The sequence below is a fragment of the Priestia megaterium genome, assembly GCF_009497655.1.
Taxonomy (GTDB): Bacteria; Bacillota; Bacilli; order Bacillales; family Bacillaceae_H; genus Priestia; species Priestia zanthoxyli.
Window position 1 is genome coordinate 1485409 of record NZ_CP023317.1, and the last position, 14616, is coordinate 1500024.

16 protein-coding genes are annotated in these 14616 nt (G+C 37.0%); 10 read left to right on the forward strand and 6 right to left on the reverse strand.

Annotation, left to right across the window (positions count from 1 at the left end):
- The first annotated feature begins 251 nt into the window (after positions 1-251).
- From CEQ83_RS07455 to CEQ83_RS07465, 3 genes are all read left to right on the forward strand, one after another.
- On the forward strand, positions 252-803 hold the full coding sequence (locus tag CEQ83_RS07455) for a hypothetical protein (protein WP_013056190.1): 552 nt from the start codon (positions 252-254) through the stop codon (positions 801-803).
- Positions 804-912: 109 nt separating this feature from the next.
- Positions 913-1440 (forward strand): GNAT family N-acetyltransferase, encoded by a 528-nt coding sequence (locus tag CEQ83_RS07460; protein WP_034266572.1) that lies wholly within the window; start codon positions 913-915, stop codon positions 1438-1440.
- A gap of 86 nt (positions 1441-1526) precedes the next feature.
- Entirely contained in the window at positions 1527-4295 is a 2769-nt protein-coding gene (locus CEQ83_RS07465) for a bifunctional diguanylate cyclase/phosphodiesterase (protein ID WP_028414015.1), read from the forward strand.
- Positions 4296-4333: 38 nt separating this feature from the next.
- Here CEQ83_RS07465 and CEQ83_RS07470 read toward each other — a convergent pair whose 3' ends face one another.
- Both CEQ83_RS07470 and CEQ83_RS07475 read right to left on the reverse strand, forming a co-directional pair.
- Positions 4334-5170, reverse strand: coding sequence for a TIGR03943 family putative permease subunit (locus CEQ83_RS07470; protein ID WP_028414014.1), 837 nt, complete (start codon positions 5168-5170; stop codon positions 4334-4336).
- A 16-nt stretch (positions 5171-5186) separates the two neighbouring features.
- Positions 5187-6056, reverse strand: coding sequence for a permease (locus CEQ83_RS07475; protein WP_028414013.1), 870 nt, complete (start codon positions 6054-6056; stop codon positions 5187-5189).
- A gap of 259 nt (positions 6057-6315) precedes the next feature.
- Here CEQ83_RS07475 and CEQ83_RS07480 point away from each other — a divergent pair, with 259 nt between their 5' ends.
- The 4 genes from CEQ83_RS07480 to CEQ83_RS07495 all read left to right on the forward strand — a co-directional run bounded on the left by CEQ83_RS07480 (position 6316) and on the right by CEQ83_RS07495 (position 10145).
- The gene (locus tag CEQ83_RS07480; protein ID WP_028414012.1) at positions 6316-7266 is read left to right on the forward strand and encodes an ABC transporter substrate-binding protein; all 951 of its coding nucleotides are present in this window, start codon (positions 6316-6318) and stop codon (positions 7264-7266) included.
- A 90-nt stretch (positions 7267-7356) separates the two neighbouring features.
- Positions 7357-8364 (forward strand): FecCD family ABC transporter permease, encoded by a 1008-nt coding sequence (locus tag CEQ83_RS07485; RefSeq protein ID WP_028414011.1) that lies wholly within the window; start codon positions 7357-7359, stop codon positions 8362-8364.
- On the forward strand, positions 8361-9341 hold the full coding sequence (locus tag CEQ83_RS07490) for a FecCD family ABC transporter permease (RefSeq protein ID WP_028414010.1): 981 nt from the start codon (positions 8361-8363) through the stop codon (positions 9339-9341). The genes CEQ83_RS07485 and CEQ83_RS07490 overlap by 4 nt, the downstream gene beginning before the upstream one ends.
- Positions 9342-9359: 18 nt before the next feature.
- Positions 9360-10145, forward strand: a complete 786-nt coding sequence (locus tag CEQ83_RS07495; protein WP_028414009.1) for an ABC transporter ATP-binding protein — start codon at positions 9360-9362, stop codon at positions 10143-10145.
- A 29-nt stretch (positions 10146-10174) separates the two neighbouring features.
- On the opposite strand, the gene CEQ83_RS07500 is transcribed toward CEQ83_RS07495, so the two are convergent.
- Entirely contained in the window at positions 10175-10474 is a 300-nt protein-coding gene (locus tag CEQ83_RS07500) for a hypothetical protein (RefSeq protein WP_028414008.1), read from the reverse strand.
- Between the two features lie 88 nt (positions 10475-10562).
- Positions 10563-11114: a TVP38/TMEM64 family protein gene (locus tag CEQ83_RS07505; protein ID WP_028414007.1), complete on the reverse strand. Its 552-nt coding sequence runs from the start codon at positions 11112-11114 to the stop codon at positions 10563-10565.
- Between the two features lie 493 nt (positions 11115-11607).
- Between CEQ83_RS07505 and CEQ83_RS07510 the strand changes: the two genes are divergently transcribed.
- The 3 genes from CEQ83_RS07510 (at position 11608) to CEQ83_RS07520 (ending at position 12789) form a co-directional block, all read left to right on the forward strand.
- Positions 11608-11925, forward strand: coding sequence for a hypothetical protein (locus CEQ83_RS07510; protein ID WP_028414006.1), 318 nt, complete (start codon positions 11608-11610; stop codon positions 11923-11925).
- A 29-nt stretch (positions 11926-11954) separates the two neighbouring features.
- A complete protein-coding gene (locus CEQ83_RS07515) occupies positions 11955-12137 on the forward strand; it encodes a hypothetical protein (RefSeq protein WP_028414005.1) in 183 nt (60 codons plus the stop codon).
- A 127-nt stretch (positions 12138-12264) separates the two neighbouring features.
- Complete coding sequence (locus CEQ83_RS07520) at positions 12265-12789, forward strand: cupin domain-containing protein (protein ID WP_028414004.1); 525 nt, start codon at positions 12265-12267, stop codon at positions 12787-12789.
- A 33-nt stretch (positions 12790-12822) separates the two neighbouring features.
- On the opposite strand, the gene CEQ83_RS07525 is transcribed toward CEQ83_RS07520, so the two are convergent.
- Both CEQ83_RS07525 and CEQ83_RS07530 read right to left on the reverse strand, forming a co-directional pair.
- Positions 12823-13425, reverse strand: a complete 603-nt coding sequence (locus CEQ83_RS07525; protein WP_013056197.1) for a response regulator transcription factor — start codon at positions 13423-13425, stop codon at positions 12823-12825.
- Positions 13422-14564, reverse strand: a complete 1143-nt coding sequence (locus CEQ83_RS07530) for a sensor histidine kinase (protein ID WP_028414003.1) — start codon at positions 14562-14564, stop codon at positions 13422-13424. The genes CEQ83_RS07525 and CEQ83_RS07530 overlap by 4 nt, the downstream gene beginning before the upstream one ends.
- Positions 14565-14616: the final 52 nt, after the last annotated feature.

Consider the following 14616-nt stretch of genomic DNA (forward strand, 5'->3'; position numbering starts at 1 on the left):
TAATAAATGCTTGTCTTCTCAGATTTTGGCGAGACCGTTGTTTGCAGTGCTGGATTTGTGCTAGTAATAGATAAACATGTTCTTTTTCATAAAATTTTATGAAAAAATAATGATAAATCATTCATCCTATACCAACTTATTCATATTTTTTATATAATAGAATAATAGTATATATTTTAAACGAATAGTGAATGTCTATGCCAATTAGCAAGGAGCATGAAATTATTCGATTCATAAATGGTGGTGTATGTATGGCAAACGAACATGTAATGATAGATATTATAAAAGCATTTAAACGCAATTCAACTGAATCCATTGCCATGGATTTAATTAAGGAAGTGCGAGGGACATTTAGTCCTTTACCTAAATATATAGCGGATTTAATTGATGAGCTGAGAAAATTAAATTTAAAAGACGAAGTGATCAGTGTAATCTTGTATCAATCTGTATATGTGGCGGATCATCAATTTAATATTAAAGATACCATTACCAATCGTCAGTTTGTAAAAGATACGATTGAAATGGGCAGAAGATGGGTGCATCAGTACGGCCGAATTGAAACAGTAGAAGAAGCAATTCATATTGCAGAGCAAGTGTCTACAAAAGAGGACTTGCCTCATCATTTGCAAACAGCAACAATTGACGAAAAAATTACGCTTGAGGTGCAGCTTGATCATCAAACATATGAAATGTTAAAAAATATAGCGGTTTATTATGATCATCATTCCTATGAACAGTCAATGACTGTAGCAATTAATCGTTTATATACGCAGCTGCGCGATGCACAATCAAAAAATAGTTAAATGTCAAATCTCACATGTTCCGTGCACCATGTGAGATTTTTTAAGATGTGAAAGAGGCGCAGATGAAAATGTCTTGCTCCATCATTCATCAAAAGGAGGGAGAACATAGATGAGGGTATATTTATCTCCTCTTCAAGAAAAAGATGCTTCTAAAGTTTTTGCATATTGGTCGGATGAAGAGGTTACGAGATATATGAATATTGAGCCCTTTACGACGCTTTATCAAGCGGAAAGCATGATTGCACTTCTTCAAAGTTTGACGAAAGAAGGGAAAGCAACACGCTATGCTATTCGATTAAAGACTTCCGATGAGATCATTGGAACCTGCGGTCTAAACCGTATTGATTATGATAAAAAGCAAGCAGAGATTGGGTATGATTTAGGCAGACCTTTTTGGAAAAAAGGCCTCATGACAGAAGCGCTCTGCCTTTTGCTAGAAAAAGCTTTTGAAGAGTTTCATATACGGGAGATTGAAGCAAAAGTCGATCCTAATAATAAAGATTCAATTACGCTTTTAAAAAAATTCTCGTTTCAATTAAAAGAGGCGTATAAGTCAGATGATTGTACGTGTTTATACACCGTCAATAAAGAAAAAGTGAGCGCGATATTGTCAGGACGCTCAAAAAGTAAGAAGTAAATCCAACAGAAGTTCTTTTGAAATAGTAAATATTTTTAGGCCTTAACCGATAACAAAGAAAAGAACGAATTGAAGGAAGGTCATGAATGAATCATCATACACATTTACTAGAAGGGACGTACAATGAGTTACTCGTTACACTTTCTTTCCTTATCGCTATTACTGCGGCGTACGCTTCTTTTGGGTTAGCTAATCGTGTGAAAATTTCCCGGGCAAAATTTATTCAGTTTTGGTTAATCAGCGGGGCATTTACATTGGGAGTAGGCATTTGGTCCATGCATTTTATTGCCATGCTTGCTTTTCACTTGCCCGTAGATGTTTCATACAATTTATGGTTTGTTCTTCTCTCAATCTTGGGAGCGATAACAGGATGTTATATAGGCCTTTACCTCATTCACAAACAAAAGAAAAGCATGAAGGCACTCACCATTGCGGGGAGCTTTATGGGAGCTGGAATTGTTTTTATGCATTATTCCGGCATGATGGCAATGGAGCCCATTATGATTTCATATGATCCATTTGTCGTTTTTCTCTCTATTCTTATTGCTGTTGCTGCTTCTAATACAGCTTTGTGGCTTGGTTTTTACTCAAAGCTAAATGAAGGGAAGCTTACCGTTTTTGCTAAGCTTATTTGTTCTACTATTATGGGCATTGCTATTGCTGGTATGCACTATACGGGCATGCAGGCAGCTTCTTTTTCAGGAATGCGAATGCCTGAACAATCAAACGGTTTTGCTTTAAATCCACTATATTTATCCGCCGTTATTATTTTTTTTGTTGTCTGCCTATTTACGGCTGTGTTTTTAACCATTTTTATGGATCGACGCGTACAAAAACAAGAAGTTTTAAAATGGGCTTTTTTTGAATCTGCCCTGGATGCTATTTTGGTGATTGATGAAAAAAGACATGTTTTATCGCTCAATTATGCAGCAGAAACGCTTTTCTCTCTTAAAGCATCAGATGTAATCGGGAGTGATGTTGTTAAGCTGCTGCCCTTCTATAAATTTTCTTCTCTACAAGACGGACGGACTGAGCACTCCCTTTTGATAAGTAATAGAGAAGTTACGGTTGAGATAACGGTGATGGCGGTAGCGATTGAAGAGACGGTTGAGTATATGCTGTATATACGCAATATGACGCAAGAGCGTGAAGCGGAAAAAACGTTGATTGAAGCAAAAAATCGTTATGAAAACTTGTTTTACTCCTCTCCATTGGCAATTATGGTCCATCGAGAAGAAGAGGTCGTGTCCGTGAATGATGCTATGATTCAGCTTTTAGGAGTAACGGAAGACCAGCTCGTTGGGAAATCGTTATATGATTTCTTTTCATCTGAACAAGTTCCTGATATTAAAAAAGGATTGAAGGCAGTAAGAGATAGAAAAGATGAGCCAAGACCTCCATTAGCTCAGTTGAAAATGTTTAATGCGTTAGGTAAGGAACTCTTTTTAGAAGTAAAATCTACGCTCATTCAAATTAATGGAGAGACGCTTTTTCAGACAGTAACTAGAGATGTAACGGAGCAGAAAAAAGCTCAAGAATCGCTTCAATATATGGCTTTTCACGATATGCTAACAGATTTACCAAATCGAAGTATGTTTTCAAACATTGTAGAGAAATCCATTGATTCAGCAGCTGCTTCAGGAAAAAAGCTTCATTTCTTATTCTTAGACCTCGATCGTTTCAAACAGGTAAATGACACGCTTGGTCATCATGCTGGAGATCAGCTTATGCTTCAGGTGGTCGATCGAATGAAGAGCTGCCTAAGAAACCAAGATGTTCTTTCGCGTTTTGGAGGAGATGAGTTTTTAGTTTTACTGCATGATAGGACGGATGAAGAAGTAAGAAAAATCTGTAAATCATTAAATGACTGCTTATCCACTCCTTTTGTAGTGCTGTCGAGAGATGTTTATTTAGGGGTAAGCATCGGAGTTAGTTTATTTCCTAAAGATGGAAAAACGCTTGAGGTGCTAGTTCGCCATGCTGATTTAGCGATGTACGAAGTCAAAAAACAAGGGCGTAATCATTATCTGTTTTATCAAAAAGAAATGCAGGTTCATACTACGCGACGAATGAGAATTGAAGATGGTTTACGAAAGGCTTTTGAGCTGGGCGAAATGGAGCTTCACTATCAGCCGAAAGTCAATATTCAAAGTGGCCATATTGTTGGAGTGGAGGCTTTGATCCGGTGGACTCACGCCGAGATGGGCGTTATTTCTCCCGCAGAATTTATTCCGATTGCTGAAGAAACAGGCGTTATTGTTACATTGACGAAATGGGTATTAAAAAAAGCGTGCCATCAAAATAAGTATTGGCAGCTGAAAGGACTTCCTCCCTTAAAAATGAGTGTGAACATATCAAGCGTGGATTTTGGTACAACAGATTTTGTTGATTATGTGTTAGATGTCTTGCGTGAAGTAGAGTTAGAATCACGATATTTAGAACTTGAAATTACGGAAAGTGTAACGATGAAGCATGTTGAGCAAACAATCGAAAAGCTACAAATTTTAAAAGATGCAGGAGTATTTATTTCGATTGATGATTTTGGCTCAGGATATTCCTCATTCAGCTATATTCAGAAGCTGCCTATTCATACGCTGAAAATTGACCGGTCTTTTATTAAAGATTTAGATCCTAATACAACGGAAGTATCGATTGTCAGAGCCATTATTACACTAGCCAAAAGTTTGCAGCTATCCGTCGTAGCAGAAGGTGTAGAAGAAGTTGAACAAGTAGAACTTCTTCATAAAGAAAAATGTGATGAAGTGCAGGGATACTATTTCTCCAAACCGATTTCAGCGCAGGAATTTTATGAGAAATTTCATAAAATCGAAGAAAAAATGGAATTTGTTCATTAATGTAAAAAGCCGTTCTTCTAAATAAGAACGGCTTTTTATTATTGGTTATTTCGATATACATAAGGGTCTTTTGGAGACTGCTCACGCTTTACTTTTGTTACTTTTACAACAGGGATGGTTTTTTTGAACGGCTGGTAATACATTGTACTAATTTTTCCTGTAACCGTTGCCCAGTCATCATTTTTAAAAGTAACATCATCTGGAAACTCAATAAGCATTCCAAACACCCCTGAATCTGCAATACAATGAATGATACCAAAGCGAAAGAGAAAATATTGATTCTTTTTTAATTCTTTCGTTTGATACATAAATCCTTTAAAAGAAATGGTTTTGTCAGTGAATTCACCAGGATATCGGTAAATAGTCTCCATTGCATTTAAAAATTCCTCGTCTTCTAAGTTGATATTTTCTCCTTTAGAAAACTTTTTAAGATCACGATGAATCATTTTGTCATAGGCTTCTTCTCCGTAAAAAGAACTTGTGTCAGGCTGTAAAAATTGATGAGAAGAATAAGGGTCCTTTTTGTCATAAATAGGAAAATGAAACCCTTTAGCTTCAACAATATTAGAATCAAGGGTTGCGACAGGTAAAAATAAGACCGTGAGTACTGGTAAAATATAAATTGGGTACCATACTCTTCGTTTCCATTTGCCATCTTGCTGATTATGGACGCATCCACAGCTACAATCATCATCATGTTTTTTAGGGCCTATCATGTAAAAGATTAATTCTGCAATGGTCAAGAACCAAAGGACAAAGATGGTGCAAAATGAAATCCAGGAATATTTCATATTGATATATTTTGAGATATCCCCAGTTGCATGAAGGTGCATGAAGATGAATGTAAACCCTATTAAAATTAAAATACGAATCATGCCAAATCCCTCCTTACTAATGAACAATTAAAATCGAAACAATAAGTACTAAAATGAAGACATACGCCAAAAGCGTAAAGACAAATTTAGTCTTAAACTGGCTTAGCATCATCAGCGTATTCTTGATATCAAACATTGGACCGAATACCAAGAATGAAACAATAGCACTATCTGTAAACGTACTGCGAAACGAGGAAGCGATAAACGCATCTGCAGAAGAACAAAGCGATAATACATAGGCAAGTCCCATCATTACCGCATTTGATGAAACATTTCCTTGTCCCAATGAAAGTAAAGTAGAGGTCTTCACGAACGTTTGCATGCCGGCGGCAATTAATCCACCAATAATTAAAAATTTCCCAACAGAAAAAAACTCATCAATAGTATGACGAATCGATTGTGAAACTTTCTCACTCATTTTCTTGGGGGAAGTATGCAAATGAACCTCACGTTTTGTCTGAGGTGCTTTGAATTGAACACTTAAAATAAGACCTACAAGTAAGGAAACAATAAAAGCTACTCCTGCCCGATAAAATACTATTTTCCAATCATTTCCGAAAGCTACAAAGGTAGAAAATAAAACAACAGGATTAATAATAGGGCCTGTTAACATAAAAGGAATGGCAGCATAAAGGGGAACCCCTTTTGCCATTAAGCGCCTAGTAATAGGAACAATCCCACATTCACAGGCTGGAAAAAGAGCTCCAATCACACTAGCTAATAGGACAGCACCTATTTTATTTTGAGGAATAACTCGAGCCATCATTTCATCCGTTACAAAAATTTGAATAATTCCTGAAATGATCACGCCTAATAATACAAAAGGAAGAGCTTCAATAAGAATACTAATAAATATAGTATTCATTTGTAATAGAGACGAATTCATTATTTTCACTCCAAAATTAAGTTTATCTAAAATGTATTAGTGCAATAAAGTTGTATTTGGTCAACTTATACATAGTGTATCGTAAAAAGGGAAGGGAATAAAGCTTTTTCAAAAAGAAGTGAAAGGATTTTTTTGTTATTTATTCAAAATATGTCCCGTATTATGAGAAAACTATTGACTCATCTTGAATTAACAGATAACATTGATGATAATGATTATCAGCGTCATCAAGAGTATATACATAGGAGGAAGCATTAAAATGAAGCAAGTTAAAAAGATTAGACTTCTCAGTATAGCTACTATTGTTGCTATTTTATTTGTTCTAGCAGGATGCGGGTCAAATCAAAATTCTTCAAAAGAAAATTCAGATAATAACCAAAAGGTGTCTGTTCAGCATGAGCTTGGAAAAACGAAAGTTCCTAAAAATCCTAAAAAAGTAGTTGTTCTTGAACTATCCTTTGTGGATGCTCTGCAAGGTTTAGGAATGAAGCCAATAGGGATTGCAGACGACAACAAAAAAGATATGATTAAAAAACTTGTAGGTGGAAAGATTGACTATACTTCAGTAGGAACACGTCAACAGCCGAATTTAGAAGTAATTAGTTCCCTGCAGCCGGACTTAATCATCGCCGATGTGCAGCGTCATAAAGCAATTTATAAAGAATTAAACAAAATTGCACCTACAATCGAATTAAAAAGTCGTGAATCTACATATGAAGAAAATATAGACTCATTTAAAACAATTGCAAAAGCAGTAGGAAAAGAAAAAAAAGCAGAGCAGCGATTAAATGAGCATGAAGAAACGATTTCAAAATTAAAAAATGAGTTAAAAGAAGAAAGTGGTCAGACAGTCTTACCAGCAGTTGTGAGAGATACTTCTTTCCAAGCGCATACGTCTTCTTCTTATGACGGAGAGTTTCTTGAAAAGCTAGGGTTGAAGAACGCTGTGCAGAACAAAGAAGCATATGCTGAAATGAATTTAGAACAGTTGTCAGACATTAATCCAGATATTTTAATCCTAGCAAATAATGAAGGCAAACTTGTAACGGATGAATGGAAAACAAATCCTCTTTGGGAAAATTTAAAAGCTGTTAAAAATGATAAAGTGTTTGTAGTAGACCGTGATTTATGGACAAGATTCCGAGGGGTAATTTCAGCTGAGGCAATTGGAAAAGATACGGTTAAGTTACTAAACAATAAGCAGCAGTAATATAACGGAATCTGACAAAGAGGCGAGAATAGTTATTCTATTCTTGCTTCTATTTGTTTAGAAAAGAAAACTGTAGAAAGTGTGTTGGAAATGACAAATCTTGTCCAAAAGCAAAAAATAAATAAATACATTGTGTTGGTAGCTAGTGTTTGCTTGTTAATCATCGGAATGATTTTACATGTCGCTGTGGGATCCTCTGCAGTTAGTTTTACAGAAGTAATTAAAGCAATTTTTGCTCCTGATGACTCTAAGCAGACAACGATCGTACAGACGCTCAGGTTGCCAAGAGCCGTGCTGGCAGCTCTTATTGGAGCCAGCTTGGCAGCTGCTGGAGCATTGATGCAAGCTATTACACGAAATTCGCTTGCTTCACCCCAAGTGTTTGGGGTAAATGCAGGTGCTTCATTAGCGATTGTAATAGCTTTTATTCTATTTCCTGATTTTACCTCTCAATCAACTGTTTATATTGCCTTTTTAGGAGCAGCTTTAGGAGGAATAACGGTTTATTTGTTCGCATCGGGCGGAAAGACAACTCATGTGAAACTAGCACTTGCCGGAATGGCCGTGCATTTATTTTTATCGTCGCTTACTCAAGGAGTGATTGTGTTAAATGAACAAGCTACGGACGTTTTGTATTGGCTTGTAGGTTCTATTAACGGGAAAGACTGGACTCATGTAAAAATTTTGTTACCTTGGTCATTTCTAGGTCTTCTTCTAGCTTTTGTATCATCTCGTTCTATATCGATTCTAGTGTTAGGAGAGAATATGGCAACAGGTTTAGGCGAAAAGGTAAAATGGATTCGCTTTTTTGCAGGTATACTAGTCATTATGCTTGCAGGTGCATCTGTTGCCGTTGCGGGGCCAATTGGGTTCGTAGGTCTCATTGTACCTCACATAGCTAGAAAATTAGTAGGAGGAGACTACCAGCGAATCCTGCCATTTTCAGCTCTATTAGGAGCCATTTTGCTTGTCTATGCCGATGTACTTTCTCGTTTCATTGCCTATCCTTTTGAGTCGCCAGTAGGGATTGTAACAGCTCTTATCGGAGCTCCTTTCTTTTTATATCTTGCTAGAAAAGGGAGGAATATTAAGCAATGAAAAGAAAACACCCTTATCAAATATTAAGTATCTTATTGCTATGTTTAATCATCACGGTTGTAATTAGCTTAGGAGTAGGAGCCGTTTATATTTCCCCTGCAGAAATCTTTCAGCAAATAGTAGGTAGTTCCCAAGGTAGTTCCTTTATTTTAACAAATTATCGCATTCCACGTACCCTCATTGCTATTGTGGTCGGTGCGGCTTTAGCGGTAGCAGGAGCTATTTTGCAGGGGATATTAAAAAACCCGCTTGCTTCTCCTGATGTTATCGGTGTAACAAAAGGAGCAGGGCTATTCGCCGTTTTTATTTTAATTGTATTTCCAGCTGCTTCTATGCTTCTGCTGCCGCTTTCAGCTTTTTTAGGAGCATCGGTCATCGCCGTTATACTCATGGTGTTTTCTTATTCTCAAGGAGCTAAAACTCATACGCTGGCTTTAGTGGGTGTAGCTTTAGGAGCTATTTGCCAGGCTGGAATTCAGTATTTTATGATTAAGTTTCCAGATGACGTGAATACAACTCTTCTTTGGCTTACAGGAAGTTTATGGGGAAGAGGCTGGAGTGAGCTTTTGATGTTAATTCCTTGCGTCGTACTTGTTCCTTTTATTATTATATTTGCATCTAAGCTCGATATTTTAAACTTAGGAGATGAGATTGCAGTTGGCCTAGGAGAGCGAACAAAGTACGTTCGTTATACACTATTGAGTATGGCTGTGATATTAACCGGTTTATCTGTAGCTGTAGTTGGGTCAATTGGATTTATTGGTTTAATTGCTCCTCATATTAGTAGGAGGTTAGTAGGGAGTCGGTCGAAGTTCTTGTTACCAGTTTCAGCAGCAGTAGGTGCTTTATTCCTGATAATTGCTGACAGTCTCGGAAGAGGGGTTGTGCCGCCCATTGAGATTCCTGCTGGAATCGTAACATCCGTTATTGGTGCCCCTTATTTTCTATATTTACTGCGGCGTGAACAGAAAAAATAGGAGAAAGGAGGAAGAGTAATGACAAAGTTAACTGCGGAAAAACTTTCGCTATCATATGATTCAACTTCAGTTATTCGCGATATTGACCTTCACATTCCAGAAGGAAAGATAAGCATAATCATTGGATCAAATGGCTGCGGAAAATCAACAATCCTTCGTTCATTGGCGCGTTTATTAAAGCCGACAGAAGGAAATATTTATTTAAACGGAAAAGATATTCATCAACATTCATCAAAAGAAGTAGCAAAAAAACTGGCTATTTTGCCTCAAGCTCCTGAAGCTCCTGAAGATTTAACAGTAAAAGAGCTATGCTATTATGGTCGTCACCCTCATAAAGGCTTATTTGCTCGCTATTCTGCTGAAGATCATCAAATTGTAGAGGAGGCTTTACAAGCAACTAAACTGTCTAATTTAAGTCATCGCACACTGGATGCGCTCTCTGGAGGACAGCGTCAAAGGGCCTGGATTGCAATGGCATTAGCACAGGGTACGGAGCTTCTGCTTTTGGACGAGCCTACCACATATTTAGATTTAGCTCATCAGATTGAAGTGCTTGAACTTCTTCGTTTCTTAAACCAAAAGAGAAATTGTACAATTGTGATGGTCTTGCACGATTTAAACCAAGCAGCTCGCTATGCAGATCATTTAATCAGTATTTCAAACGGTCAGATTTACAAAGAAGGTTCTCCTGCTCAAGTATTTACAGAAGAAATGATAAGGGATGTGTTTAATTTATCATCAACTATCATTCAAAATCCAGTTGATGGTTCACCTCTATGTATACCAACTGGAATCATAAAATAAACTGCACTTAAAAAAACAGCGTACTATTTTCACATAGTACGCTGTTTTACATTTAAGGTCAGAGCTAACAGTTTATACAATACATAGATTCCAAGGTATGCACCGGTTAATAAAAAAGCTGAATTTAAAAAGATTGCATGAATGCTCGTCATAAAAACAGTATGATTTTTTAAGATACGATAGATAGAAGCAGCGGCTATATTTCCAAATACTAGCGCTGAAAGAAGGGCTAGCGTATTAAAAACTAGTTCTGCTCCTTTCCACTTTAGTGAGAAAAAAAGCATGATAATAGGAACAATAATACTTGCAGAAACCAACAGGAAAATCAATGGACCATCTCCAATACGTTATCTTATTACAGTTACATAGGATAATGTTTTTACTTATTTTTAGATAGTCTTCCCTTTTTATAGTCTGTTAAGCTTTTTTCTTCCATTTTTTACTTATATAAAAAAGTAAAGTAATGGATAAAACCACTAAGATGATTTTTCCTTGCATAGATCCTTGTGAAATATGATAAACCGAATAAACTTCAATAAAAAGCGCTGGAATTTTTCCAAGTGCGCTAGCAGAAATGAATACCGCAAAGGAGCCTTTTCCTACAGCACTGAAGAATGTAATGAGGCCTGATGGAACAAAGGGAAGTAATCGCAAAGAAAGAATGAATATAAAACTCTCTTTCCCTTGTACGCGCAGCAGCTTTAGCCACTTGGAGTGAGAAGGTGTTTTGGTATGAACAAGTGTACGGAAACCTTTTCGGTACAGCCAAAAAGAGAGAGCTACACCTAAAACTTCTCCAATAAAAGAAAGTAAAAATCCATTCCAAAAACCAAATAATTTTACGTTTACGAACGTAAGGGGCGCGCTTGGAAATACGCCCGTAATGCTAATAAGGATGTTCAAGAGAACACTAATAAGCTCTGCTGCTTCTAAATGTTCAAGCAGAAATGTTTGAAGATAGTCAGTCATGGTTATACTCCCGTTTATGTTTTATATGTAGGGCTAATTTAAGCTCATTTTCTACTATTATATAATTTTTGGCATGAAATAAGCAGTCAGCAGTTTATAAAAAACGAAACAGGGTAACTACTTACTAATGAAAGACGATTTACTGATTTGAAGGGATGGACAACTCATGTTGAAATTTTTGCTTGTTATTGTGGTTGTATTATTAATTATTATGATTTTTAAACGCATTATCCGAAAATAAAAATGCTAACTAAGCAGCTCGTGAGACCTTTCTCACGAGCTCTTTTGCGGAGCTATTCGGCAGCTCAACAATACACTTTTTACTGTGATGAATATCACTGCAGCTAAAGAAATGAAGGGGTAAGATAGAAATGGGAGGGAGGTATATGGAGCTAATATTCTATCTCAGCACTTATTTATCAGGGGGAGCTATCGCATTATGGCTAATTAATGCAGCGTTTAATGGATTATTAAAATAACAGAGGGAGAGAAAATGAACGATTCTAAAGGTATATTTAACAATAAAGAAAGAAAGCTTGCTCGCTATTTGGAGACGTACACAACCGAGCAAATTTTAAACGAAGCAGGTATGTCTTCGTCTGCTGCGTTATATGAGTTGAAAAAAATAAGATTACCGCGGGCAGTTGCTAATACGATTGTTTATTACGTACTGGCAACCAATAATCAAAAGCTGGTTATGTACAAACTGCTCATGTTAGCGGGCGTTTGTAAAAAGCTTGGCATTCAAGATGCACAGGCAGCCCTCACTTTTATCAAAAAATATTACGTTTGTCATCAGCATTTACACTAAAAAGCACATCTGTCTGAGGGGGAAAAGAGATGAATATTGTCCCGTTTAAGCAGCGTTCATCTGCGGAAATTTATCAAGATAAAGAACAGCCGTTTCAATGTTTCATTGAGGGAGATCGATTTCAGTTAGATTTGTATATGACGTATTTATTTCATCGCTGTCATTCTAGCAGGTATAGATATAGCCGTGTTAACAGAAAGGGTAGGATGTAATGATAAGATACCGGTGGTAAGCGGCTTCATTTTCCTAATGGAATAATGAAGCCGTTTGTTGTGTTAGAAAGAATGATTTACTATGATGTAGTTAATGATAAAAGAAAAAAGGAAGGGAAGGAACGTAATGGATTTACATAATTGGGAATATTGGATTTCAAAGCTTGAGCTGCAGCCTCATCCAGAAGGAGGGTTTTATAAACAAACCTATCGTTCTAATGATGAAATTTCTGATAAAGAAGTGTCATCTCAGTTTGATGACAAACGATTTCTATATACGAGTATTTACTTTTTATTAAGGTCTCACGATGTATCGCATTTCCACCGGCTGCAATCAGATGAATTATGGTACTATCATGGGGGAAGTTCTTTAACCATTCATATTATCTACCGCGACGGAACCTATCAAGAAGTAAAACTAGGTACAAACTTAGAAAATGGAGAAGTTCCTCAATTTTTAGTTCCAAGAGATACCATTTTCGGTTCCTCTGTCGCAAATGAGAATACGTTTTCCCTGGTAGGGTGTATGGTCGCACCAGGCTTTGATTTCCGTGACTTTGAATTATTCACAAAACAGCAGCTGCTTGATGAATTCCCCGAGCATGTCGTGATCATCGACAAATTAGGGTACGATAAACTCCCAAATGATTAAAAAGCATGCATCTCGGTTTGATGCATGCTTTTTTCATTTGAACCATCCTTTTTCCTTAAAGCGAGTAATGGCTTCAATGCGATTCTTTACTTCGAGTTTGTCCAGAATGGTAGAAATATAGTTGCGCACTGTTCCGGTCTTAATAGATAGTTCGTCAGCAATTTCCTTTGTGTTTTTTCCATCAGCTACTAGAGCTAATACTTCTTTCTCTCTAGCAGTAAGAGGACTGGTAGATTCACTATATAAGTCATCCACTAATTCTGGAGCATAGAGGCGTCTGCCTGCCATCACGCTTCGAATTGAATTTGCGAGTTCTTCACTTGGACTATCTTTTAGCAAGTAGCCACTTACGCCTGCTTTCAAAGCTCTTTGAAAATAGCCGGAGCGAGCGAACGTTGTTAAAATGATGACTTTGCAGTTTAAATCTTTCAGTTCCTCTGCAGCTTCAAGCCCAGTTTTAAGTGGCATCTCGATGTCCATTACGCATATGTCTGGCTGGTGCTGCTTAGCAAGTGATACCGCTTGTTCCCCATTTGAAGCTTTTCCGACAACTTCCATGTCATCTTCTAAATTTAACAAAGAGCCTAAAGCTCCTAACATCATTTGCTGATCTTCGGCAATGACAATTCGAATCATAATTGTTCCTCCTTAATATGTTTGACGATGTTTGGAACTGTAATATGAATAATCGTCCCCCCTTGACTGGAGATATCAAGATGGCCGTTTACAAACTCCAACCGCTCTTTCATTCCTAAAAGTCCGTTTCCTTCCCAGCAGGTTTTTTTCGTATTAATACCCACTCCATTGTCTTCTACCGTTATGCCTACTTCTTTTGCAGACTGATGTAAAGTAATCGTGCAAACGGTGGCTTGACTATGTTTGACCACATTGGTTACGGCTTCTTTTAAGCACATGCTCAGAATATTTTCAATTAGCAAAGACACATTCTCTAATGAAATATCCTTTTCTCCTACAAACGTAATTTCGGCAGCTTCTAAAAGCTCTTGAACGCGTTTTAGTTCTTCGCTAAGGCGAATTCCACGCATTTGAGAAACCATTTTTCTCACTTCATTAAGAGCCGTGCGCGCTGTTTGCTGGACATCTTTTAATTCAGATTTTGCTTTTTCAGGATCTTTTGCAATAAGTTTTCTTGCTAAATCACTTTTTAGACCGATAAGAGACAGCTTTTGTCCTAGCGTATCGTGCAGGTCGCGAGCTATACGCTGGCGCTCTTCCTGTTTTACAAGCTCAGAAATACGTTTATTTGCATCTTCCAGCTGTTCTTCCAGCCGGTCTCGCTTCTTCCGGTTATAAATGCTAAATGGCAGTACAATTACACTAATGGAAATTACAAAAATGAAAGGCAGCTGTTTTAAAAAGATCTCTTCTTGCATAACAACGTTAAAGTTTACCGAAATAACGGTGCTGATCAAATGAACAGCATACAAAGTGAAGAAAGCGAGCCGTTTTTGGATATTTCCAATAAAATAAGCGATAAAAAAAGCGAAGTAAAAGGCAAAGTAAATATAATTAAAAATCGTTGTTAGTGCTAAGGAAATGACGATTAATAAAGCCGTCCATACGTAAACGGACTTGTCTGTTGAAACAAATGCAAAACGATAGAAAATAAAAAATAAGATGGTGAGTAAAGAGCCAAGAATAATGTGATTCATGGATGAAGACTGTAAGATAAAATAAAATGGTAAAATGGCAAATACCGTCCATATGTAAGGAGATAGCCCAGTGATTTTTTGGAAAAACGTATATTTTTTCATAAAGAACCTCATTTGTTTGTTAAAATACACTATTAGTTTACCACAAAGTAGA

Bases quoted from the DNA above. Each gene is read 5' to 3' on its own strand.
- CEQ83_RS07455 (WP_013056190.1), top strand. From the start codon at position 252: ATGGCAAACGAACATGTAATGATAGATATTATAAAAGCATTTAAACGC.
- CEQ83_RS07460 (WP_034266572.1), top strand. From the start codon at position 913: ATGAGGGTATATTTATCTCCTCTTCAAGAAAAAGATGCTTCTAAAGTT.
- CEQ83_RS07465 (WP_028414015.1), top strand. From the start codon at position 1,527: ATGAATCATCATACACATTTACTAGAAGGGACGTACAATGAGTTACTC.
- CEQ83_RS07470 (WP_028414014.1), bottom strand. From the start codon at position 5,170: ATGATTCGTATTTTAATTTTAATAGGGTTTACATTCATCTTCATGCAC.
- CEQ83_RS07475 (WP_028414013.1), bottom strand. From the start codon at position 6,056: ATGAATTCGTCTCTATTACAAATGAATACTATATTTATTAGTATTCTT.
- CEQ83_RS07480 (WP_028414012.1), top strand. From the start codon at position 6,316: ATGAAGCAAGTTAAAAAGATTAGACTTCTCAGTATAGCTACTATTGTT.
- CEQ83_RS07485 (WP_028414011.1), top strand. From the start codon at position 7,357: ATGACAAATCTTGTCCAAAAGCAAAAAATAAATAAATACATTGTGTTG.
- CEQ83_RS07490 (WP_028414010.1), top strand. From the start codon at position 8,361: ATGAAAAGAAAACACCCTTATCAAATATTAAGTATCTTATTGCTATGT.
- CEQ83_RS07495 (WP_028414009.1), top strand. From the start codon at position 9,360: ATGACAAAGTTAACTGCGGAAAAACTTTCGCTATCATATGATTCAACT.
- CEQ83_RS07505 (WP_028414007.1), bottom strand. From the start codon at position 11,114: ATGACTGACTATCTTCAAACATTTCTGCTTGAACATTTAGAAGCAGCA.
- CEQ83_RS07510 (WP_028414006.1), top strand. From the start codon at position 11,608: ATGAACGATTCTAAAGGTATATTTAACAATAAAGAAAGAAAGCTTGCT.
- CEQ83_RS07515 (WP_028414005.1), top strand. From the start codon at position 11,955: ATGAATATTGTCCCGTTTAAGCAGCGTTCATCTGCGGAAATTTATCAA.
- CEQ83_RS07520 (WP_028414004.1), top strand. From the start codon at position 12,265: ATGGATTTACATAATTGGGAATATTGGATTTCAAAGCTTGAGCTGCAG.
- CEQ83_RS07525 (WP_013056197.1), bottom strand. From the start codon at position 13,425: ATGATTCGAATTGTCATTGCCGAAGATCAGCAAATGATGTTAGGAGCT.
- CEQ83_RS07530 (WP_028414003.1), bottom strand. From the start codon at position 14,564: ATGAAAAAATATACGTTTTTCCAAAAAATCACTGGGCTATCTCCTTAC.